19 protein-coding genes and 1 tRNA gene are annotated in these 22,395 nt (G+C 73.9%); 17 read left to right on the top strand and 3 right to left on the bottom strand.

Features of this window, described 5'->3' with window-relative positions; genetic code table 11:
* Positions 1–169: 169 nt before the first annotated feature.
* Together ACFVGS_RS12300 and ACFVGS_RS12295 are read left to right on the top strand one after the other, a co-directional pair.
* Positions 170–1,027: a fumarylacetoacetate hydrolase family protein gene (locus tag ACFVGS_RS12300; protein ID WP_385692444.1), complete on the top strand. Its 858-nt coding sequence runs from the start codon at positions 170–172 to the stop codon at positions 1,025–1,027.
* Positions 1,028–1,183: 156 nt separating this feature from the next.
* Positions 1,184–2,860: a choice-of-anchor A family protein gene (locus tag ACFVGS_RS12295; protein WP_385692443.1), complete on the top strand. Its 1,677-nt coding sequence runs from the start codon at positions 1,184–1,186 to the stop codon at positions 2,858–2,860.
* Here the strand turns inward: ACFVGS_RS12295 and ACFVGS_RS12290 are convergent.
* Both ACFVGS_RS12290 and ACFVGS_RS12285 read right to left on the bottom strand, forming a co-directional pair.
* A complete protein-coding gene (locus tag ACFVGS_RS12290) occupies positions 2,832–3,344 on the bottom strand; it encodes a heme-degrading domain-containing protein (RefSeq protein WP_384409102.1) in 513 nt (170 codons plus the stop codon). The genes ACFVGS_RS12295 and ACFVGS_RS12290 overlap by 29 nt on opposite strands.
* Positions 3,341–4,429 carry a Gfo/Idh/MocA family oxidoreductase gene (locus ACFVGS_RS12285; protein WP_384409104.1) on the bottom strand — a complete coding sequence of 363 codons (1,089 nt, stop codon included), beginning with the start codon at positions 4,427–4,429 and terminating at the stop codon, positions 3,341–3,343. The genes ACFVGS_RS12290 and ACFVGS_RS12285 overlap by 4 nt, the downstream gene beginning before the upstream one ends.
* Before the next feature lie 308 nt (positions 4,430–4,737).
* On the opposite strand from ACFVGS_RS12285, the gene ACFVGS_RS12280 reads away from it, so the two are divergent.
* From ACFVGS_RS12280 to ACFVGS_RS12220, 13 genes are all read left to right on the top strand, one after another.
* Positions 4,738–5,991 (top strand): ROK family protein, encoded by a 1,254-nt coding sequence (locus ACFVGS_RS12280; RefSeq protein WP_385692442.1) that lies wholly within the window; start codon positions 4,738–4,740, stop codon positions 5,989–5,991.
* A 301-nt stretch (positions 5,992–6,292) separates the two neighbouring features.
* Positions 6,293–7,168 carry a hypothetical protein gene (locus ACFVGS_RS12275; protein ID WP_385692441.1) on the top strand — a complete coding sequence of 292 codons (876 nt, stop codon included), beginning with the start codon at positions 6,293–6,295 and terminating at the stop codon, positions 7,166–7,168.
* A 50-nt stretch (positions 7,169–7,218) separates the two neighbouring features.
* Positions 7,219–8,058, top strand: coding sequence for a GntR family transcriptional regulator (locus tag ACFVGS_RS12270; protein WP_384409110.1), 840 nt, complete (start codon positions 7,219–7,221; stop codon positions 8,056–8,058).
* Between the two features lie 226 nt (positions 8,059–8,284).
* A complete protein-coding gene (locus tag ACFVGS_RS12265; protein WP_385692440.1) occupies positions 8,285–9,421 on the top strand; it encodes a TIGR03364 family FAD-dependent oxidoreductase in 1,137 nt (378 codons plus the stop codon).
* Positions 9,422–9,423: 2 nt separating this feature from the next.
* Positions 9,424–10,128: a phosphonatase-like hydrolase gene (locus ACFVGS_RS12260; protein WP_385692439.1), complete on the top strand. Its 705-nt coding sequence runs from the start codon at positions 9,424–9,426 to the stop codon at positions 10,126–10,128.
* Positions 10,125–11,192 carry an ABC transporter ATP-binding protein gene (locus ACFVGS_RS12255; RefSeq protein WP_385692438.1) on the top strand — a complete coding sequence of 356 codons (1,068 nt, stop codon included), beginning with the start codon at positions 10,125–10,127 and terminating at the stop codon, positions 11,190–11,192. The genes ACFVGS_RS12260 and ACFVGS_RS12255 overlap by 4 nt, the downstream gene beginning before the upstream one ends.
* Positions 11,189–12,190 (top strand): 2-aminoethylphosphonate ABC transporter permease subunit, encoded by a 1,002-nt coding sequence (locus ACFVGS_RS12250; protein ID WP_385692437.1) that lies wholly within the window; start codon positions 11,189–11,191, stop codon positions 12,188–12,190. The genes ACFVGS_RS12255 and ACFVGS_RS12250 overlap by 4 nt, the downstream gene beginning before the upstream one ends.
* On the top strand, positions 12,177–12,974 hold the full coding sequence (locus ACFVGS_RS12245) for an ABC transporter permease (RefSeq protein ID WP_385692436.1): 798 nt from the start codon (positions 12,177–12,179) through the stop codon (positions 12,972–12,974). Before ACFVGS_RS12250 ends, ACFVGS_RS12245 begins: the two co-directional genes overlap by 14 nt.
* A 37-nt stretch (positions 12,975–13,011) precedes the next feature.
* Positions 13,012–14,079 carry a 2-aminoethylphosphonate ABC transporter substrate-binding protein gene (locus ACFVGS_RS12240; protein ID WP_384409122.1) on the top strand — a complete coding sequence of 356 codons (1,068 nt, stop codon included), beginning with the start codon at positions 13,012–13,014 and terminating at the stop codon, positions 14,077–14,079.
* 137 nt (positions 14,080–14,216) lie between these two features.
* Entirely contained in the window at positions 14,217–15,758 is a 1,542-nt protein-coding gene (locus tag ACFVGS_RS12235) for an alkaline phosphatase family protein (RefSeq protein ID WP_384409124.1), read from the top strand.
* An 80-nt stretch (positions 15,759–15,838) separates the two neighbouring features.
* Positions 15,839–16,618, top strand: coding sequence for an HAD-IIA family hydrolase (locus ACFVGS_RS12230; RefSeq protein ID WP_384409126.1), 780 nt, complete (start codon positions 15,839–15,841; stop codon positions 16,616–16,618).
* 84 nt (positions 16,619–16,702) lie between these two features.
* Positions 16,703–17,299: a hypothetical protein gene (locus tag ACFVGS_RS12225; RefSeq protein WP_385692435.1), complete on the top strand. Its 597-nt coding sequence runs from the start codon at positions 16,703–16,705 to the stop codon at positions 17,297–17,299.
* Positions 17,300–17,303: 4 nt separating this feature from the next.
* The gene (locus ACFVGS_RS12220; RefSeq protein ID WP_384409130.1) at positions 17,304–17,960 is read left to right on the top strand and encodes a class F sortase; all 657 of its coding nucleotides are present in this window, start codon (positions 17,304–17,306) and stop codon (positions 17,958–17,960) included.
* A gap of 231 nt (positions 17,961–18,191) precedes the next feature.
* On the opposite strand, the gene ACFVGS_RS12215 is transcribed toward ACFVGS_RS12220, so the two are convergent.
* A tRNA-Lys gene (locus ACFVGS_RS12215) sits at positions 18,192–18,265 on the bottom strand.
* Positions 18,266–18,459: 194 nt separating this feature from the next.
* Here ACFVGS_RS12215 and ACFVGS_RS12210 point away from each other — a divergent pair.
* Positions 18,460–19,821, top strand: coding sequence for a peptidoglycan-binding protein (locus ACFVGS_RS12210; RefSeq protein ID WP_384409132.1), 1,362 nt, complete (start codon positions 18,460–18,462; stop codon positions 19,819–19,821).
* Positions 19,822–20,933: 1,112 nt separating this feature from the next.
* Entirely contained in the window at positions 20,934–22,295 is a 1,362-nt protein-coding gene (locus ACFVGS_RS12205; protein WP_384409134.1) for an SPFH domain-containing protein, read from the top strand.
* Positions 22,296–22,395: the final 100 nt, after the last annotated feature.

The following is a 22,395-nucleotide window of genomic DNA, read 5'->3' as shown; positions in this document are numbered from 1 at the left end:
GCCCGGCGCGGACACGGGTTACTCGCGCGTAAGGGTCCAGGGTGTGAACGGGGTCTTGCAGAGTGACCTTTTCTCTTGGAGGATCGACCAATCCTCCGATGGCCGCACTCCATCGGCCGGGGCACTCCAAGGTCCGCTTCGCGGGCCACCTCGACCAGAGGAGAAGACCATGAAGCTGCTGCGTGTCGGCCCGGCCGGGGCCGAGCGGCCTGCCCTCGTCGACCAGGACGGGACGCTGCGCGACCTGTCCGCGCTGGTCGACGACATCGACGGCACCCTGCTCGCCGACGGCTCGGCGCTCGACCGGATCCGCGCCGCGCTCGGCGCGGGCGTGCTGCCCGCCATCGACCCGGCCGGGCTGCGGATCGGCCCGCCGCTCGCCCGCATCGGCAAGGTCGTGTGCATCGGGCTGAACTACCACGGTCACGCCGCCGAGGTGGGAGCCGCCGTACCGGAGGAGCCGGTCGTCTTCCTCAAAGCCGCCGACACCGTCGTCGGGCCCGACGACACCGTGCTCGTACCGCGCGGCTCGGTGAAGACCGACTGGGAGGTCGAGCTGGCGGTCGTCATCGGCCGCACCGCCCGCTACCTGGAGACGGACGAGGAGGCGCTCGCCCACGTCGCCGGATACGCGGTCGCCCACGACGTCTCCGAGCGCGAGTTCCAGATCGAGCGCGGCGGCACCTGGGACAAGGGCAAGAACTGCGAGACCTTCAACCCGCTCGGTCCGTGGCTGGTCACCGCCGACGAGATCCCCGACCCGCAGGACCTCGGCCTCAGGCTGTGGGTCAACGGCGAGCTGAAGCAGGAGGGCCACACCTCCGACCAGATCTTCACCGTCGCCCAGGTGGTCCGCTACGTCAGCCGCTTCATGACCCTGTACCCCGGCGACGTCATCAACACCGGTACGCCCGCCGGCGTCGCCATGGGCCAGCCCGAGCCCAAGCCGTACCTGCGCGCGGGCGACGTCGTCGAGCTGGAGGTCGAGGGCCTCGGGCGCCAGCGCCAGGAGCTGAAGAGCGCCTGACGCCCGGGAGGGCGTGAGGCGCCGGGGGCGGCGTGAGGCATTCGGGCGCAGGTGTTCGGGCGTGAGACGTTCGGGCGATGCGCCCCGCGACGCGCGCGTGGGGCGTCGCCTCACGCGGCGGCACTCTGCATATTGCCGCATATGCGTACAAAAGGAATGCATCGCCGTCATCCTTCGGCCGCCACCGTGGCGGCGCTGACCGTCGCCGGCTCCGTCGTCCTCACCGGAGCCCTGGCGGCCACCGCCGCCTTCGCCGACCGGCTCCCCGGTGGCCTCGGACCGTGCGTCCCCGGTACGCCGCCGTGCCCCACCCCGTATCCGGACATCAACAACAGGGACGTCGTCGGCCGCGACAACAACATCAACGTCTTCGTCGGCGGCGACTTCCTCGTGCGCGAGGCGGCGGCCGAGGCCGAGGGCAAGATCGTGGTGCTCGGGGACTTCGACCAGAGGAAGCGGGCCGGTGTCTCGCAGGTCTACAACGTCGGCGTCGCGGGCGTCGGCTCGCGCATCCCGCCCGACAACGGCACCGACTTCCTCACCACCGGCGGCAACGTCACCGTCGCCCCCGGCCAGCGCCTGCTCGCCGAGGAGGGCAGAGTGCACGGAGTCGTACGGTACGGGGGCACGCTGACCGGCACGGTCAGCCCCAAGGCGGTCGCCGACCCCAAGGCGGCCGCCCCGTACACGAGCCTGCGCGACAGGCTCACCGTGGCCAGCCGCTGCTACGCGTACGTCGAAGGCAGACCACGCACCGCGACCGGCACGGCCGTCAACAGGGACTACGAGACCGTCTTCACCGGGGACGGGAAGTCCGCGCTGCAGGTGTTCCACGTCGACTTCGACCTGGAGTCGAAGGCCGGCGGTTCGCAGGGGCTGCGCTTCACCGGCATCCCGAAGGACGCGACCGTCCTCGTCAACGTCCTCGGCGCGGACCGGACGATCGACACCTACGTCAACGGCTTCCAGGCCGGGCTGCGCGAGCGGCTGCTGTGGAACTTCCCCGACGCGACGGACGTGCTCTTCGAGGGCAGCGGCCAGTTCGAGGGAAGCGTGCTGGTCGCGGACCGGACCAGCACGTCGACCGTCACCATGCGGGGCATGAACGGGCGCTTCTACACGAGCGGCTCGCTCACGCACGCCTCGCGGGTCGACGGAGGCGGTGGGCAGGAGCTGCACGCGTATCCGTTCGACGGCGACCTGCCGAAGTGCGACGAGACGGGCCCGACGCCGACGCCGACGCCGACGCCGACGCCGACTCCGGATCCCACTCCCACCCCGACTCCGACCCCGACGGAGTCGGGCGGGGCCGATGGCGGGACGGCGGACGGCGGGACTACCGATGGCGGGGCGACCGATGGCGGGGCGACCGATGGGGGGAGCGCGAACGGCGGGAGCACGGACGGCGGGGCGGCCGACGGTGGCACGACCGACGGTGGGACCACGGACGGCGGGACCACGGATGGTGGGAACACCGACGGGGGCGGGACGGACGGTGGTTCGGCCGACGGGGGTTCGGCAGATGGTGGCGCATCCGACGGCGGTCTCGACTCCGGCGGGTCCACCTCCGGCGGCCACACCTCCGGAGGATCCACTTCCGGCGGTCACACCACCGGCGGTCACACCTCCGAGGGTCACACCACTGGTGGCGGGCACTCCGGCGGGCACTCCACCGGCGGCCACTCCGGCTCCACCACCGGTGGCGGTGAACTCCCCGACACCGGTTCCGGATCCGCCACCGGCAGGATCGTCATGGGCGCCACCGCCGTGGGACTCGCCGCCGTCGGCGGCGGCCTCGTCGCCGTTACCCGGCGCCGCCGCCGTACGAACTGAGCAGGCGCTCCAGGCCGAGGACGACCAGCGCGTGGTCCTCGGCCTGCGGGAGGCCCGAGACCGTGACCGAGCCGATGACTCCCGCGCCCTCCACGGCGATCGGGAACGAACCGCCGTGCGCGGCGAAGCGGTCGGGGTCCAGGCGCGAGGAGTCCTCGAAGGTCGTGCCCTTGGCACGGAACCGGGCGCCCACGAGCAGCGAGCTCACGCCGTACCGCTCGACGACCCGCCGCTTGCGGTCGATCCAGGCGTCGTTGTCCGCGCTGGAGCCGGGCAGCGCGCAGTGGAAGAGCTGCTGGGCCCCGCGCCGTACGTCGATGGCGACCGGGGCGTTCCGCTCGCGCGCGAGTCCGACCAGGATCGTTCCGAGCGTCCAGGCGTCCTCGTACGTGAAGTGAGGGAGGACGAGCCGGGCTTCCTGAGCCGCGAGTTCCTCGACGGAGTCGGGGCGCGCGGGGTGCGGGCTCGCGGGGGCCGGGCTCACAGGACCACCGCGCTTCCCTCGCGGGCGGACTTCCTCGCCGCCTCCAGGACGTCGAGAGCGGCGGCGGCCTCGTACGCCGTGACCGGGTTCTCGCCGGTGCCGCGGAGGGCGGCGGCGACGGCCGCGTAATACGCCGGATAGTCGCCGGGCAGGGTCTCCACGGGCGTGCCGCCGCCGGTCAGCGGCGACTCGCCCGAACCGAGGCGGCCCCACAGCTCCTCCGGCTCGACGCCCCAGACGGAGCCGGGCTCGGGGCGCAGGCCCTCGCGGAGCGCGGCCTCCTGCGGGTCGAGACCGTACTTCACGTAGCCGGCCTTCCGGCCCAGGACGCGGAAGCGGGGGCCGAGCTGGGCGGCGGTGGCGCTCATCCAGAGGTGCGAGTGCACGCCGTTCGCGTGGGTGATCGCGATGAAGGTGTCGTCGTCGGCCTCGGCGCCCGCACGGCGCACGTCGGACTCGGCGTACACGCGGACGGCCGGACCGAAGAGGACGAGGGCCTGGTCGACGACGTGGCTGCCGAGGTCGTAGAGCAGCCCGCCGATCTCCTCCGGCGCACCGGACTCGCGCCAGCCGCCCTTGAGGGCCGGACGCCAGCGCTCGAAGCGGGACTCGAAGCGCTGGACCTCTCCGAGGGCGTCGTCGGCGAGGAGCGCGCGCAGGGTGCGGAAGTCGTTGTCCCAGCGGCGGTTCTGGAAGACGGAGAGCAGCAGTCCGCGCTCGTCGGCGAGTGCGGCGAGGTCGCGCGCCTCGGCGGCGGTGCCGGCGAGCGGCTTGTCCACGACGACGGGCAGCCCCGCCTTCAGGGCGGCGGTGGCGACGGGGACGTGGGTCTTGTTGGGCGAGGCGACCACGACGAGGTCGAGCTCGGCGGCCCGGGCGATGAGCTCGTCGGGGGAGCCGACGACCCGCACGCCCGGGTGCTCGGCGCGGGCCTGGGCGGCGCGCTCGGGGTTGCCGGTGGTCACCGTGTCCAGGACGAGGTCGGGGGAGGCGGCGATCAGCGGGGCGTGGAAGACGGACCCGGCCAGGCCGTAGCCGACGAGGCCGACGCGGAGCGGCTGGGCGGTGGGGGAGCTCATGGGCATGGGGACCACTTTGGCAACGCTGTTGCCAAAGTGCAAGCGACCGGCACAATGGCCTGGTGAACAGGGACAACGGGAGCGCCGGCGCGAGCGGGAGCGGGAGTGTGCGCTCGGGCGGGGGCGGGAGTGTGGGTCCGGGCGCGGGCGGCGCGGGCCGGAGCGCGGGCGCCGGTGACAGTGCGGGCGCGCGCGAGAGCGTGGGCGCCGGCGCCGCCCGTTCGGACGCCGGCCGCGGGACCGGCAGAGGGGGCGGCAGCAGGAGCGGGAGCGGGGGAAGCGGGAGCGGAAGCAGCGGAAGCAGGAGCGGGAGCGTGGGCGCGGGCGGCGGCGGTGCCAACCTGCCTGCGCTGCGCAGCCACAACGCCGCGCTCGTGCTGGATCTGCTCCGGACGGCGGGCGAGGCCGGCATCAGCCGCCTCGAACTGGCCGCGCGGACCGGACTCACCCCACAGGCCGTCAGCAAGATCACCGCACGGCTGCGGGCCGAGGGGCTCGCGGCGGAGGCCGGCCGGCGCGCGTCGACCGGCGGCAAGCCGGCGACCGTGCTGCGGCTCGTCCCGGCGGCGGCGTACGCGATCGGGCTGCACCTCGACCGCGACGAGCTCACCGCCGTCCTCGTCGACCTCGCGGGCGAGCGCGTCGCCGTCCGCCGAGCCCCGCTCGACCTGGGCGCGGGCGCCGAACCGGTCCTCTCGACGGCCCAGGCGGAGATCGCGGCGCTGCTGGCGGCGGGACGGGGGGCCGGCGCGGGAGCCGGTGCGGGAGGCGACTGGGAAGCCGGTGCGGGAGGCGGCGCCGACGGCGCGCCGGGCGCGCCCGGCGCACCGGGCGTACCAAGTGGACCGGTCCCGACGGCCTCGACCGCCCCGGCCGCCTCGACGGCCTCGACGGCCTCGACCGCCCCCACCGCCCTCACCGACCCCACCGCCCCCGACGTCCTCGGCGTCGGCGTCGCCATGCCCGGGCCGCTGGACCATGTCGCCGGGACGCCCGGCCGCGTCACCGGGTTTCCCGAGTGGGACGGGTTCCCGCTGCGCGAAGAGCTGGAGCGGCGGCTCGGGCTGCCCGTCGTGCTCGACAAGGACACGAACGCCGCCGCCCTCGGTCTCGCCCTGCGCCCCGACGCGCCCGGGTCCTTCGCGTACGTCCATCTCGGTACGGGTGTCGGCGCGGGGCTCGTTCTCGGCGGGGCGGTGCTGCGCGGGGGCAGGACCGGCGCCGGCGAACTGGGGCACCAGACCGTCCAGCTCGACGGCCCGCCCTGCGACTGCGGCGGGCGCGGCTGTCTCGAGGCCCTGTGTCTGGCCGCGCTCGCCCGCGGCGATATCGCGGAGGCCGCACGGGTGCTCGGCGCCGGCGCCGCGAACCTGGTGCGGCTGCTCGACATCGACCGCGTCCTGCTCGGCGGCCGTGCGGTGCTCGCCGCGCCCGACGCCTTCGCGCGCGGCGCCCGCGAGGTCCTGGCCGCCCTGGCCCTCCCGACGCCCGTCGACGTCGTCGGCCCTCGCGACACCGTGGCGGAGGGCGCCGCCCACCTGATCCTCGCCCCCGTCTTCGGCAAGTGAAGATCACGAATTCCGGCACGTTACGGCTTCCGGAACATGACGGGCTCCGCATGGAGGGCGCCCGCAGTGGACGGCCTCCGGCACATGACGGGTGGGGGAGCGGCGACGGACCGACGACGGACCGACGACGGAGCGGCGACGGAGCGACGACCCCCTCACCGACTCTTACGAAAATAGGCTGATCGGGCGGAATGTGGGCCTCGCTCCGGCCCCGCGCCGCGTCACTCGCCGGACCCCCGTCCGCGCCATGGCAAGGTCGCGGGCGATACGTACGTCCGCGAGCAGCAAAGGCCCCGCCACCATGCGACCGCGCAGCACCGCCCTCGCCCTCGCCGTTCTGGCCGCGGCCACGGCCACGGCCGCCGCGGTCGCCGTCCTCCCGGGGGAAGCGGCGGCAGGCGCTCCCCAAACCGCACACGCGGCGCACAACCGCGTGCCCGGCCCCGTCGCGCTGCCCTCGTGCGGAACGGCGGGCGCCGCCGACTTCCCGCTGGAGACGCGGATCCACGGCGGGCCGGAGGACTATCCGGCCGGAGGTGACTTCCGGACCTGGCAGCTGGACCTCACCAACACGACCGCCGCGGCCTGCCGTGACATCCATCCGGTGCTCGTCCTCACCGACCGGGACCGGGTGCTGCGGCCCGCGCAGATCCGGGCCGAGTTCTACGACGCGCAGGCGCGGCTCTGGCGGCCGGTCGCCTTCGAGGCGACCGACCAGGCGGAGAACGTCGGCGTGTTCGACCCGCCGGCGCTGTCCACCGCCGTGCCGCCCTTCGCCGGTTTCGCGGTGCCCGCGGGCGGCACCCTCACCGTGCCCGTACGGCTCTCCTTCGGCGTCGACACCGCGCCCGACGAGGTCGTCGTCAACGCCGCCGTCGTCCAGAAGCGCGGCGACGACGGCGACTGGGTCGGGGAGTCGGGCGACTACCGGTTGACCATCGGCCCGGCCGACCCGGACAACGAGGCCTCCCCGGGCGTGGACCCCGGCGCCGGCCGCACCACGGACCCGTCCGCGCCCGCGTCCTCCGCCCGCCCCGGCGACCCGGAGGATCCCGAACTCGCCCGCACGGGACGGGAGTCGGCCCTGCGTCTGGCCCCGGTCTCGGCCGCCCTGCTCGCGGCGGGCGGCGCGCTGACGTTCCTGGCGTGGCGGCGGCGGCCACGACGGCACCCGTAGGCCACGCTCCGTACACCGCCCCGTTCACTCCGGTCTGCGACGATCAACGGATGAGGAACGTGACGAACGTGAGGAAGCAGCCCGGGGCCGCCGGCCGGCCCGGCCCCGGCCAGCCGGGCGCGCCCATCCGCTCCGGCATCCCCGAACACGGCCGCATCCCGAAGTACTACGCGGTGAAGGCCGAAGTCGCCGAGCTGATCGACGAGTTGGGTGAGGGAGGACTGCTGCCGACGGAGCGCGACCTGGCCGTCCGCTACGAGGTGTCGCGCGAGACCGTCCGCCAGGCCCTGCGCGAGCTGCTGCTCGAAGGGCGGCTCCGCAGGCAGGGCCGGGGCACCGTGGTCGCCGGACCCAAGCTGGAGCAGCCGCTGTCGCTGGCCAGCTACACCGAGGGCGTGCGCCGCCAGGGCCGCACCCCGGGTCGTACCCTCATCTCCCTCGACCGGTTCCCCTGCCCGGAGGCCCTCGCGCCCGAGGTCGGCGTGGCGGTCGGCGAGCCCGTCTGGCACATGGAGCGGGTGCTGCTCGCCGACGACGAGCGGGTCGGCCTGGAGAGCACATACGTCTCCGAGGCCCGCGCCCCGCGTCTCGACACCGACTTCGACCCGGACTCCTCCTTCTACGCCTATCTCCACGACCGGCTCGGCATCTCCTTCGGCGACGCCGACGAGCGGATCGAGACCGTCCTCGCGACCCCGCGCGAGGCGCTGCTCATCGGCACCCCGCCCGCCCTCCCCATGCTGCTGATCCAGCGCGTCTCGCGGGACACCGCCGGCCGCCCCCTGGAGCGCGTGCGCACGCTCTACCGCGGCGACCGGTTCAGCTTCACCGCCCACCTCGGACGACAGGAACAGCCGCAGGAAGAGCCGCAGGGTCAGCCGCAGGAATAGCCCCCGGAGCAGTTCTCACCGGAACAGCCCCAGGAGCAGTCCCCAGGAGCAGTCCCGCCGGAACAGCCACGGGAACAGCCCCGCCGGAATCGCCTCTTGCGCACCTTTCGCCCCACCCCCCACATCACGACAAGATAACGGGTCTAGTCCAAGCTTGTCGGTCCGTTCACCGTCCCGTCGCCGTCCCGACCGGCCCGGGTCACCCGGCGCCCCGACCGTGAACGGCATGAAGGTGATCGTCGTAGGAGCCGGCGTGGTGGGCACCATGCACGCCTGGCAGGCAGTCGAACGCGGCCATGAGGTCGTCCACATCGAGCGCGAGGCGGAGGCGCGCGGCGCCTCGCTGCGCAACTTCGGCCAGATCTGGGTCAGCGGGCGCGCGGGCGGAGCGGAGCTCGACACCGCCTTGCGCGCCCGCGAGCTGTGGGAGGGCATCGGTGCCCGGGTCCCGGGGCTCGGTTTCCGGGCCATCGGCTCCCTCACCCCCGTGCGCGGCGAGCTCGAACTCGCCGTCGCCGAGGCCGCCGTGGCCCGTGCCGACGCCGACGCCCGCGGCTACAAGCTGCTCACCCCGGACGAGGCCCGCGCCGTCAACCCGGCGCTCCGCGGCGCGTTCGACGCCGCCCTGTGGTGCGAGCGCGACGCCGCCGTCGAACCGCGCACCGCCCAACTCGCCCTCCGCGAGGCGCTGCTGGCCTCCGGCCGCTACACCTTCCTCCCCGGCCGGGAGGTACGGGAGGTCGTCGACGCCGGGGAAAGGGGACGCGCCGCCGTCCGCGACGACCGCGGCGAGGTCCACAGTGGCGACGCCGTCGTCCTGTGCACCGGCGCCTGGCTGTCCGGCCTGGTCCGCGAGGTCGCCGGCGAGATACCGGTGCGCCGGGTGCGGCTCCAGATGATGCAGACCGACCCGCTCGGCGAGCCGCTCACCACCTCCGTCGCCGACGCCGACTCCTTCCGCTACTACCCGGCCTACGCCTCCGAGGCCCTCGACGCCCTCAACGCGGGCCAGGCACAGGACCCGACGGCCGCCGCCCACAAGATGCAGCTGCTGATGGTGCAGCGCCTCGACGGCGGGCTGACCATCGGCGACACCCACGAGTACGAGCACCCCTTCGCCTTCGACACCCTCGAAGACCCCTACGAGCACCTCACGCGCGTGGTCGAGTCCCTCCTCGGCCGCCCGCTCCCGCGCGTCCGGCGCCGCTGGGCCGGCGTGTACGCGCAGTGCACCGACACCACCCGGGTCGTCCACCGCCAGCAGGTGCGCGACGGCGTGTGGCTGGTGACCGGACCCGGCGGACGCGGCATGACCTGCTCGCCCGCCATCGCCGAGACCACCGCGAACGAACTGGGCTGGTAACCATGAGCACTCACCCCCACCACGGCAAGCACGGCCTCGTCGTCCTCGACATGGCCGGCACCACCGTCGCCGACGGCGGCCTCGTCGAGCAGGCCTTCACGGCCGCCGCCGAACGCCTCGGCGAGGACCCCGCCACGATGATCGACCACGTCCGCGCCACCATGGGCGAGTCCAAGATCTCCGTCTTCCGCCACCTCTTCGGCGGCGACGAGAGCCGCGCGCATCAGGCCAACACCGCCTTCGAGGAAGCCTACGGAGAGCTGGTCGCCGCGGGCAGGATCGCCCCCGTCCCCGGCGCCGCCGAGGCCGTCGCCGAGCTGAAGGACCAGGGCCGCACGGTCGTCCTCACCACCGGCTTCGCCCGGCCCACCCAGGACGCCATCCTCGACGCCCTCGGCTGGCGCGGGCTCGTCGGCCTCACCCTCTGCCCGGCCGACGCGGGCGGCCGCGGCCGCCCGTACCCGGACATGGTGCTCGCCGCCTTCCTGCGCACCGGCGCCGTCGACGACGTCCGCCAGGTCGTGGTCGCCGGGGACACTTCGTACGACATGCTCAGCGGCGTCCGTTCCGGCGCCGGGATCGTGGCCGGCGTGCTGACCGGCGCCCACGGCGAGGCCGCGCTGAAGGAGCACGGCGCCACCGACGTCCTGCCCTCGGTCGCCGGTCTGCCCTCCCTGATACGGCGGTACGAGGAGCGCGGGGCATGACCGGCGGGCTCAGCGGCATCCGTTTCGACGGCGTCTCCGTCGCGTACCACGGCCACACCGTCCTCGACTCGCTGGACCTGACCGTCGAACCCGGCGAGGTGATGGCCCTGCTCGGGCCCTCCGGCTCCGGCAAGACCACCGCCCTGCGCGCCGTCGCCGGCTTCGTCCGGCCGGTCTCCGGCCGGGTGTTCATCGGCGACCGCGACGTCACCGGCCTCCCGCCGCACAAGCGGGGCATCGGCATGGTCGTGCAGCAGTACGCTCTCTTCCCGCACATGCGCGTCGAGGACAACGTCGCCTTCGGACTGAAGGCGCAGAAGGCACCCAAGGACGGGATACCCGGACGGGTCGCCGAGGCGCTGGAGATGACCGGCATGGCGGCCTACGCCAAGCGCTACCCGCGCGAGCTGTCCGGCGGCCAGCAGCAGCGCGTCGCCATCGCCCGCGCCCTCGCCATCCGCCCGAACGTGCTGCTCCTCGACGAGCCGCTGTCCGCGCTCGACGCCCAGCTGCGCTCCGGCATGCTCGCCGAACTCGCCCGGCTGCACCGCGAGCTGCCCGAGGTCTCCGTCCTGTACGTGACCCACGACCAGGTCGAGGCGCTCACCCTCGCCGACCGGATCGCCGTCATGGACCGGGCCAGGCTCCAGGACTGCGGCACGCCGCAGGAGCTGTACCGGCGGCCCCGCACCGAGTTCACCGCCTCCTTCGTCGGCAACGCCAACCTGTTGCCCGTCACCGTCGGCGCGGACGGGGTCAGCCTCGACGACACGGCCCTCGACGTGCCGGTCGCCGCCGGCGTCGTACCGGGCGCCACCGCCACCCTGTGCGTACGGCCCCACCTCGTCGGCCTGGGCCCCGGCCCGAACGCCCTCACCGGCCGGATCGCCGAGGTGCAGTGGCGCGGCGCCACCCACCGCCTGTACGTGGACGTCGGCTCCGGGCGGCACCGCGTGAAGGCGGACGTGCGCGAGCTGCGCGAGACGCCGGCGCTCGGCGACGAGGTGACGCTGCACTTCGCACGGGAGGACGCGGTGCTGCTCGGCGCGGGGGTGGGCACGTGACCGGCACCCTCGCCCCGCCCGCCGAACGCCGGCCGGCCGGCCCGGCCGCGCCCGCGCCCGGGCGCCCGGACCGGCGCCCGGTGCCCGCCTGGCTGTGGGCCGCGCCTCCGGTGCTCGCGCTCGCCGTGGTCTTCCTCTACCCGCTGGCCCTGGTCGTCAGGGAGTCGCTGGCGCCCGGCGCGTACGGCGAGGTCTTCGCCTCCGCGTCCTTCCGGGACGCGCTGGTCACCACCGTGTGGCTCGCCGCGGCGGCCACCGCCGGCTGTCTCGTCCTCGGCTTCGTGCTGGCCCTCGTCATCGCCTTCGTGCCCTTCCCGGGCGGCCGGGCGGTTGCGAAGTCCATCGACGTCTTCCTCTCCTTCCCGTCCTTCCTGATCACGCTCGCCCTGCTGTTCGTCTACGGCACGGTCGGCATGGCCAACGGAGTGTGGACGGACGTCACGGGAGCCGCCGAGGGGCCCTTCCGGTTCCTGACCACGCCATGGGGCGTGCTGCTCGCCGAGATCACGTACTTCACGCCGTTCGTGATGCGGCCGCTGCTCGCCGCCTTCTCCCAGCTGGACACCGCCCAGCTGGAGGTGGCCTCCTCGCTGGGCGCCCGGCCGCCGCGGATCGTGCGCCGGGTGATCCTGCCCGAGGCGCTGCCCGCGCTCGCCGCCGGCGGCAGCCTCGTCCTGGTGATGTGCCTGAACGAGTTCGGGATCGTGCTCTTCACCGGGGCCAAGGGCGTCACGACCCTGCCGATGCTCGTCTACGGCAAGGCCATCCTCGAGTCCGACTACGCGGCGGCCTGCGTCGTCGCCGTCGTCAACGTGGTGATCTCCGTGAGTCTCTACGGGCTGTACCGCCTGCTCGTCGCCCGTACGACCGGCGGCCGGGCCACCGGCGGCCGCGCGAGGAGTGCCAGGCGGGCCGGTCGCCGCACCGCCGCCCGCCGGACCCGCACCGCGCGCGGCGGCACCGCTCAGGAAGGGAGCCGTCTCCGTGCTCGTGCATAGCCGCGCCGGGCGCTGGGGCGCCTGGGCCGTCTTCGCGGTCCTCTTCGTGCCCCTCTTCGCCCTGCCCCTCCTCGTGATCCTCGCCGCCTCCTTCTCCACCCACTGGTCCGGCGCCTTCCCCTCCGGCCCCACCACCGAGCACTACGCGGCGGCCGTGCGCGGCGAATCCCTCCAGGCGCTCACCACCAGCCTGGTCACCGCGCTCGCCGCGAGCCTGCTCGCGCTCACCGCCGGCACCTGGGCCGCGCTCGCCGCGTCCGCGCTGCGCGAGCGGGGCCGCCGGCTGCTCGACGCGCTGTTCGTGCTGCCGGTCGCGGTGCCCTCGGTGGTCGTCGGACTCGCCGTCCTGGTCGCCTTCTCGCAGCCGCCGCTGCTCCTGAACGGCACGCGCTGGATCGTGATCCTCGCGCACACCGTTCTTGTCACGGCGTTCGCCTACCAGTCGGTTTCGGCCGCCATCCTGCGTCTGGACCCGATGTACGAGCAGGCGGCGGCCAGCCTGGGCGCCCGCCCCTCGTACGTCCTGCTCCGGGTGCGGCTTCCGCTCCTGCTCCCGTCGCTGAACGCGGCGGCGGGGCTCTGCTTCGCCCTGTCCATGGGCGAGCTGAGCGCCACCATGATGCTCTACCCGCCGGACTGGCTGCCGCTGCCCGTGCTCGTCTTCACGGCCACCGACCGCGGTTCGCTCTTCACGGGCTCGGCCCTCGCCGTGGTCCTGATGACGGCGACGCTGATCGTGCTGCTCGCCGTCTCCCGCATCCGCACCAGAGCCTCGTACCGCTAGCAACCCTCCCCCCGTACCGCTAGGAGAGAACGACGTCATGCGTACCACGTCCGTGTACCTCAGGCCGATCGCGGCCGTCACCGGCAGCCTCGCCCTCGCCGCCTCCCTCACCGCCTGCGGCGGCTCCTCCGCCGCCTCCGAGGAGAAGGTCGTCACCGTCTACAGCGCCGACGGCCTCAAGGGCGAGGCGGGCGACGGCTGGTACGACAAGGTCTTCAAGGACTTCGAGAAGCAGACCGGCATCAAGGTGAAGTACGTCGAGGGCGGCTCCGGCGAGATGGTGCAGCGCGCCGCCCGCGAGAAGAGCAACACCCAGGCCGACGTCATCGTCACCCTGCCGCCGTTCATCCAGCAGGCCGACTCCAAGGGCCTGCTCCAGGCGTACACCCCGCAGGGCGCCGACATGGTCAGCGGCGCCGACAAGGCCGACAACGGCAAGTGGATCGCCGTCGTCAACAACTTCTTCGGCTTCGTCCACAACAAGAAGGAACTGCCCACCGCCCCCGCCACCTGGGAGCAGCTGCTCGACGGCAAGTTCAAGAACAAGCTGCAGTACTCCACCCCGGGCGTCGCCGGCGACGGTACCGCCGTGGTCATCAAGGCCATGCACGACTTCGGCGGCAAGGAGCCGGCGATGGAGTACCTGAAGAAGCTCCAGGCCAACAACGTCGGCCCGTCCTCCTCCACCTCCAAGCTCGCCCCGAAGGTCGACAAGGGCGAGATCCTGGTCGCCAACGGCGACGTCCAGATGAACTTCGCCCAGTCCAAGTCCATGCCGAACCTGGGCATCTGGTTCCCCGCGAAGCAGGGCGGCAGGCCCACCACCTTCGCCCTGCCGTACGCCGCGGGCCTGGTGAACAAGGCCCCGCACAGCGAGAACGGCAAGAAGCTGCTCGACTTCATGCTGAGCGAGCAGGCGCAGCGCGAGGTCAGCTCCGTCGGCGGCGGCTTCACCGTCCGCAAGGACGTCAAGGCCACCGACGCCAACGCCATCGAGCTGGCCCGGCTGATGAGCGGCGTCGAGGTCTTCGAGCCGGACTGGGCCGACATCGACAGGAACCTCGCCTCGTACGTGGACGCGTGGAAGTCCGCCACCGGCAGCTGAGAGTTCACCGCACGTCTCTTCCGTCCCGCAGAAGTGTCGCGAAAGGATAACGGGTACGGACCAAAGTCCGGACCGGGCAACGCCCCTGAGAAATCAGGGGCGTTGGTGTGCCCCCTCACTCATGGAGGACTCCAGAGATGCCGCTCAACGGCATATCCCGCCGCGCCGTGCTCGCCGCCGGCGGCGCCACCGCCGCCCTCGCCGCCACCGGCGTCGTCACCGCCCCCACCGCCCGCGCGGCCACCGCCGCACCGACGCTCCCCGACGGCACCAGCCAGGACAAGGTGCTCGTCGTCGGCATGGACGGCCTGCGCCACGACCGCATCGCCGCCGCCAAGGCCCCGAACCTCAAGTCCCTGATGGCCAACGGCACCTACGGCCTCTCGCTGCTCTACGCCAACCCCATGGCCGCCACCTCCTCGGGCCCCGGCTGGTCGACCATCTCCACCGGCGTGTGGCCCGACAAGCACGGCGTGAAGGACAACACCTTCGCCGGCCGCAACTACGGCACCTACCCCGGCTTCCTCGCCCGCCTGAACCAGGTCCGCCCCGAGCTCTCCCTCTTCGCGGCCGTCGACTGGCCCGAGCTCGACACCTACGGCACGGTCACCCCCGGCGCCGACGCGAAGGTGGTCTACAACAACAACTACGCGGTCAACGACCTCCTGATCACCGACATCACCGAGGACGTCCTCCGCAACCAGAACCCCGACGTCCTCTTCGTCTACTTCGGCGAGACCGACGAGGTGGGCCACAACTCCGGCGCCGGCAGCCAGGCCTACCTCGACGCCATCGACGTCCAGGACGGCTACCTGGGCCGGCTGCTCACCGCGATCAAGGCCCGCCCGTCCTACGCCGCCGAGCGCTGGACCGTCATCGTCGCCACCGACCACGGCCACCTCGACGCCGGCGGCCACGGCGGCTCCTCCGTCGAGGAGCGCCGCACCTTCGTCCTCGCCCAGGGCCCCGGCATCGCCGCCGGCGCCCGCCCGATCGACACCCGGCTCGTCGACGTCGCCGCCACGGTCTTCCGCCAGCTCGGCATCACCCCCGACCCGGCGTGGGGCCTGGACGGCAAGCCGGTCCAGGACCGCTCCACCGACCCCTTCGACGCGCTGTACGGCTCCCTCTCCGGCCGCGTCGACGAGACCGGCATCCCGGCCGGGGTCCTCGGCTTCACCCACACCGCGCCCAGCGGCTGGTCCGTCATCAACAACGCGATGGGCACGGGCGGCGTGACCGAGTGGCGGGGCTGGTCCTTCGCCACCGACGAGTTCTGGTCCCGCACCCAGCGCGACCAGTCCCGCGAGCTCAACGTCCGCGCACGCGGCGTCTTCGCCGTCGCCGACTCCGACGAGTGGGCCGACAAGACCTTCTCGGGCACGTACGACTCGACCCTGGTCACCCCGGCGTACGCGGTCTCCGGCGCCTCCCGCGTGACCCTGGACTTCACGACCTTCTACCGCCAGGAGGGCAGCCAGACCGCCCAGATCCTCGCGAGCTTCAACGGCGGTACGCCGACCGTCGTCAAGAGCTACACGTCCGACGTCGTCTCGAAGCCCCAGTCGGTCACGGTGAACGTGCCCGCCGGCGCCTCGAACGTCAGCTTCCGCTTCCGCTACACCGGCTCCAACAACTGGTACTGGGTGATCGACGGGGTCAGGATCAGCACTTCCTGACCTAGGCTGGGGGCGTCGCCACAGCGTCGTTGCGTCGCCCCCAGCATCCGTCCTCCACGCACGGCAGGAGTCCCGCACCCATGGCAGAGCGCAAGCCGATCGAATCCTGGCTCACCGACATGGACGGCGTCCTCATCCACGAGGGCGTGCCGATCCCCGGTGCCGACGCGTTCATCACGAAGCTGCGGGACACCGGCAAGCCCTTCCTCGTCCTCACCAACAACTCCATCTACACGGCGAGGGACCTGCACGCCCGGCTCGCGCGCATGGGCCTGAACGTGCCCGTCGAGAACATCTGGACGTCGGCGCTCGCCACCGCCAAGTTCCTCGACGACCAGCGCCCGGGCGGCACCGCGTACGTCATCGGCGAGGCCGGCCTCACCACCGCCCTCCACGACATCGGCTACGTGCTCACCGACCACGACCCCGACTACGTGGTCCTGGGCGAGACCCGCACGTACTCCTTCGAGGCGATGACCAAGGCGGTCCGCCTCATCAACGCCGGCGCCCGCTTCATCTGCACCAACCCCGACGAGACCGGCCCGTCCCTGGAGGGCCCGCTGCCCGCCACCGGCTCGGTGGCCGCGCTGATCACCAAGGCGACCGGCAAGGAGCCGTACTTCGCGGGCAAGCCCAACCCGCTGATGATGCGCACCGGCCTCAACGCCATCGGCGCCCACTCCGAGACCAGCGCCATGATCGGCGACCGGATGGACACCGACATCCTGGCCGGCCTGGAGGCGGGCATGCAGACCTTCCTCGTGCTCACCGGCCTGACCACCGAGGCGGAGATCGACCGCTTCCCGTTCCGCCCCTCGAAGGTCGTGAAGTCGATCGCGGACCTCGTCGACCGCGTCTGAATCCGCAGGTGAGGGCCACGGCCGGCGCCCTGCGGATGCGAACGGACCCGAACCGGGTGACCCTGCCAGTACCAGGAGGTCACCATGCGTTCAGGTCCCATCGCTCTCCGTGCCGCAGGCGCGGCCGTGGCTCTGGTGCTCGCGCCCGCGGCGGGCACCGCCCTCGCCCATGACGGCGTCCAGGCCACCGTCACCCCGGCCACCGCCGCGCCCGGCGCCGACGTCGACCTGCGTGTCACGGGCTGCGAGGGCACGACCGGCGCCGCCAGGTCCCAGGCGTTCGTCGCGGACGCCGAGCTCACCGGCCGGGACGGCGGGAAGCACCCGCTGTCCGGCGACACGACCCTGAAGTCGGGACTCGAGGACGGCACGTACAAGGTCAGCGTGACCTGCGACGGCCATGACCACCACGACGTCGGCAGCGTCCACGTCCGGCGCCACCACGAGCCGGCCCACAAGCCCGCCCACCATCCGTCCCCGGTCGCCCCGGTCCGCGCGGGCGGCGGCGGCACGGCCGCCTTCGCCGCGCCCGCGGCGCCCGGCGTCGCCCAGACGGCGGACGAGGCCGGCCTCGGCACCCCGTACACGCTCCTGGGTCTCGGCATGGCCGCCGTCGCCGCGGTCGCCGTGGCCGTCCGCAGCGCCCGGCGCCGGGGCGGCGCGGGCCAGGGCACGGACTGACCCGATGTCCTCCGGGCGCGCCCTGACCGGGACGGCCTGGGCCGTGCTGGTGCTCGGACTGTGGGTGTGGGGAAGGGACACCGGCGAGGGGCCCCTCGGCAGCTCCGCACCGACCACCGGCGACATCGCCGCCGTCGGCCGCCCGCTCGGCGCGCCGCTGCCGCCGGAGCACGCCCCGATGAGGGCCGCCGAGCCGCGCCGGGTGGAGATCCCGTCGCTCGGGATCTCCGCGCCCGTGGTGCCGCGCGGCCTGGACGAGGACGGGGCGATCGACCCGCCGCCGTACGAGATGCCGCACACCGTCGGCTGGTACGGCTCCGGCACCCGCCCCGGAGCCCCCGGGGCCGCGCTCCTGGTCGGCCACGTCGACACCGAGACCCGCCCGGCCGTCTTCTACGGCCTGAGCTCGGTGCGGCCCGGCGCGGCGGTGACCGTGACCCGTTCGGACGGAAGCGTCGCGGAATTCACGATCGACGACGTCCAGGTCCTGCCCAGGGACGGTTTCGACGCCCGGAAGGCGTACGGTCCGCGCCGCCCGGGCCGCTCCGAGCTGCGGCTGATCACCTGCGGAGGCGGCTTCGACCGGGAGGCGGGCGCGTACACGGCGAACGTGGTCGTCTCGGCGTACCTGACCGGCGCGCGGGGGCCTGCGTACCGCTGACCCGGGCGGGCACGCGGCGGGCGGGGGCGACGGGGCGGCGGGGGGTGACCGGGGGCCGGCCGACGGGGCGGGAACCGCCGGCCGCCGGCCGGTCCGGTCCTCGACCGCGGGCTCACGGACCGCGGGAGAAGCCCGGAGCCGCCGCGGGAGGTCGGGGTTCCGCACACTGTAGAGGAAACGGGAAGACGACCGAGGCCCTTCACCTGATGGTGAAGGGCCTCGGCCTTCGCGTGCGCCGCCAGGGACTCGAACCCCGGACCCGCTGATTAAGAGTCAGCTGCTCTAACCAACTGAGCTAGCGGCGCCTGCTGACCTGCATAACTTTACAGCACGCCAGAGGGTGCCTCCGACCATTTCCTGTCCCGATCATGCTCCGTCCGGCCTGTCGGATGGTCGTATTGAGCCTTCGATCCGTCAAAATGCGATTTGTCCAGACAGTTGAGACGATGGCGCCCGTGCAGGAGCGCGAAAAGATCTTGACGAGTGTGGAGGGGAACGCATGAGTGTGCCGGTCTTCGAAGAAATCGAGCCAGCAGCGGACTGCGGCTGCCCGGGCTGCGCCCAGCGCCGCCGCGACCTCGCCCTGGGACTCCCGGTCCGGGCGGGCGGCCACCCGGCCGCGCACGGAGCCCGTCGCGCGCTGGTCCTGATGACGGCCGCGGGCGTCGTCCTGGGCGGCGGCACGGGCGTGGCCGGAGCGCTGCCCGCGGACCCGGCGGCGGACTCGGCGGAGGGTGCGGGGGCCGGCGGGCTCCTCACCGGGCCGGACCCCGAGACCCCGCAGGGCGGCCGGGGCCCCCTGCACGGCGCGCCCGGCCCCGGCTCGGCGCCCTCGCCCGACGCCACCCCGACGACCAGCCAGATCTCCGTGGAGTCCCTGCGGAAGAGCACCCGGGCCGAGATCATCAACCGCGCCAAGACGTGGGTCACGGCGGGCGTCCCGTACTCGATGGAGCGCTACTGGGGCGACGGCTACCGGCAGGACTGCTCCGGCTACATCTCCATGGCCTGGAACCTGCGGTCCAACGAGTGGACCGGCAGCCTCGACCGCTTCGCCGACCGGATCGACCGCACCGAGCTCCAGCCCGGCGACATCCTGCTCTTCCACAACCCCGCCAACCCCACGCGCGGCTCCCACGTGACGATCTTCGGCGGCTGGACCGACTACACCCACACCTCCTACATCGCGTACGAGCAGACCAAGCCGCGCACGCGGAAGCAGGCCACGCCGCTCGCGTACTGGGAGAACTCCGACCGCTACCTCGCCTACCGCTACAAGGGCGTGACCAGCGGCGGCAGCGGGACCGGGAGCGCCGGCTCCGGAGCGGCGGCGACGCCGTACCCCGGCTCGGCGAGGTTCGGACCCGGCGCGAACAACGCGTACGTCACCCAGCTCGGGAAGCTGCTGGTCGCGCGCGGCGGCAAGAAGTACTACAGCCGGGGCCCGGGGCCGCGCTGGGGCGAGGCGGACCGCCGGGCGACCCAGGCCTTCCAGCGGGCCCAGGGGTGGAAGGGCAGGGAGGCGGACGGACTGCCGGGGCCGCAGACGTGGGCGCTGCTCGTGAGCGGGCAGGGCAGGGACATCGGCGGTTCGAGTGGTTCGGGCGGGTCGAGCGCATCTGCGAGCGGGTTCCCCGGGCGTGGCTACTTCCGTCCGGGCCAATCCAACGCATATGTGGAGAAGCTGGGCAAACAACTGGTGAAGCGGGGCTTCGGCAGGCACTACGTGTCGGGCCCCGGTCCGCGGTGGACGGAGGCGGACCGCCGCAACGTCGAGGCCTTCCAGCGGGCCCAGGGCTGGCGCGGCGGCGCGGCCGACGGCTACCCGGGTCCGGAGACCTGGCGGCGCCTTTTCCGATGACCCCGAGAACATGAGGTGACCGAATGACGGCATCGACCCCGACCCCGCCGGACTCCGGCCCGGCCGCCAGCCGCGACGCGGCCCGCACCGCCCGCCGCCTCACCGACGGCCGCCTACGCCCGGCCGCCCCACCGGGCCCGACGCCGACCTCTGCGCCGACCTCTGCGCCGACCTCTGCGCCGGCCCCCGGGTCGGGGTCTGCGTCTGGGGCTGCGTCGACTTCTGCGCCGACTCCTTCGCCGGGGCCTACGCCTGGGCCTGCCCCGACTCCTGCGCGGGGGGCTGCGTCTGGGCCTGCCCCGGCTCCTGCGCCGGGGCCTGCCACGGTGCCGCCGGGCGACGCGGGCGCACAGGTCGGTGCGGGGTCGCGGCCGGACGCCGTGGGCGGGGGCGGACGGGGTGGGGTGTCGCCGTCGTCGTCGCCGTCGGGCGCTGCGGGCGGGCGGGGTGCGCTGGGAACACCCGTCGCGCCGGGGGCGCCGGGTACAGCGGTCGCGCCGGCTGCGCCGGTAGCGCCCGGCACAGCGGTCGCGTCGGTCGCGTCGGCTCCCAAGCCTGCACCGGCTGCACCGGCTGCACCGGCTGCACCGGCCGCATCGGTCGCACCGGCTGGGCCGGTCTCACCGGGTGTGCCCGTTGCGGCGGGTCGTGCCGCGCCGCCGTCGGGCGCCGAGCGGCTGCCCGGCGGCGCGCCGTCGTCCACCGCTCCGGCGGCGGACGACAAGGGTGCGCCGGGGACCCCGGGGACGGGCGGCACGGGCAACCCGATCGCGCCGGTCACGCGGGCCGCGCAGACGGCTCCCGGCGCACCGGCAGCACCTGCCGCACCGGCCGCTCCGGGCGGTGCGGTCCCGTCGTCAGGCGCCGCGGGCGCCGCGCCGTCGGCCGGGCCGAGACGGCCTGGCCCGGCGTCAGCAACGGCCGGGCCGGGCGCGGTCGCCGTTTCCTCCAGACCGGCTCCCTCTCTTACCGGTGACGGCGCGTCAAGTGCACCCGCCCCGGCCCGCGCGGCTGCCGCGCCTGGCACCACCTCCACCGGCACCGACGGTGCTGCGGCCTCGCCGTCCGGCCGTACGGCTCCGGCGTCGGCGTCCCCCAAGGCGGGTGAGGGGGTGGACCTCGGGTGGATCGCCGGGGGACGGGTGAAGGCCCTCGCCGTGCCCGTCGCGGCCAACGCGCAGGAGACGGCGATCCGGAGCGGCAGCAGCACCAGCTCCCACGGCACCAGCTCCCACGGCAACAGCACCAGCAGCAACGGCAACAGCAGCGTCGGCACCGCCGCCCGGCGGCGGACCGTCATCGGGAACGAGAGCACCGGGTCCATCCCGGTGCACCTGCTCTTCCGCGACGAGCCGGCGGAACCCGCGGCCGCGGACGACGGCGGGCCCGACACCGTTCCCGTGCCCAAGACCGCCGCGCCGAAGGCCGGCGACAGCAAGGCCGGCGACAGCAAGGCCGGCAGCGGCACCAAGGCCGCCGGCAAGGGCGCCGGCAAGGGCAAGGCCGCCATCCCCGGGCCCACCCGTCCCGCCGCGAAGTCCTCGCCCGCCCGGCCCGCGCCCACCGCCGATCCGCAGCTGGTCGAGCGGCCAGGGCCGGTGCTGCCGGGGTGGGTCGGCGTGGCCGGGGGAGTGCTCGCGCTCGCGGGGTGCGCGGCGGTCGTGTGGTGGACGGGCGCCGTCCCCGCGGAGGCCGCGCGGATGCTCCGCCTGCCCTCGCGGCCGTACGAGGGCATCCACCTCGGCCAGTGGGCGCTGCTCGCGCTCGGTGTGCTCGCCGCCCTCTTCTTCGTCGGCGGTCTCGGCCGCGGCCGGGTCGGCTACGCCCTGGTCCTGACCCTCTTCGGCGACTACCGCGGCACCGTCCGCCGCACCGGCCTGCTCTGGGTGAGCCCGCTCCTGCTGCGCCGCCGGGTGGACGTACGGCTGCGGCACTGGCGCAGCGAGCCGCTGCCCGCGGTGGACGCGAAGGGCACGGCGCTGGACGTGGTGGTCCTGGTGGTGTGGCGGATCCGGGACACCGTGCGGGCGGCCCTCGGGGTCGACCGGCACGAGGAGTACCTGCGGGAGCAGGTCGAGGCGGCGATGGCCCGGGTGCTCTCGCAGCTCCCGGCGGACGCGTTCCACGAGGACGCGCCGACCCTGCGCGACGCCGAGGCGGTCGGCGAGGCGCTGACCCGGATGCTGTCCGCGGAGTGCGCACCGGTCGGCATCGACGTGTTCTCGGCGCAGCCGACGCGCATCGAGTACGCGCCCGAGGTGGCCGCGGCGATGCAGCGCCGCCGGATCGCGGCGCTCGACGCGAAGCACCGGGACAGTGTCCTCACCTCGGTCGTGGACGCGGTGGACGACGTGGTCCACCGGCTGACCTCCCGTGGTCTGGTGGAGCTCGACGACTACGAGCGGAAGGCACTGGTGAAGGACCTGACGGTGGCGTTCTACACCGGCCGTGCGGCTCCGGCGGAGGGCGCCTGACGCGCCGGCCCCGACCTTGCCGTTGGTATGGACATGGCCAACTTCCCTCCTTACTTTGGAACTTGGTCTAGACCGGAATCATCGACCTCGCACGCGTGCA

It is taken from the genome of Streptomyces sp. NPDC127114, from assembly GCF_042677525.1.
Taxonomy (GTDB): Bacteria; Actinomycetota; Actinomycetes; order Streptomycetales; family Streptomycetaceae; genus Streptomyces.
The sequence above is the reverse complement of the archived record's forward strand: the minus strand, read 5'-3'. Positions and strand labels throughout refer to the sequence as shown.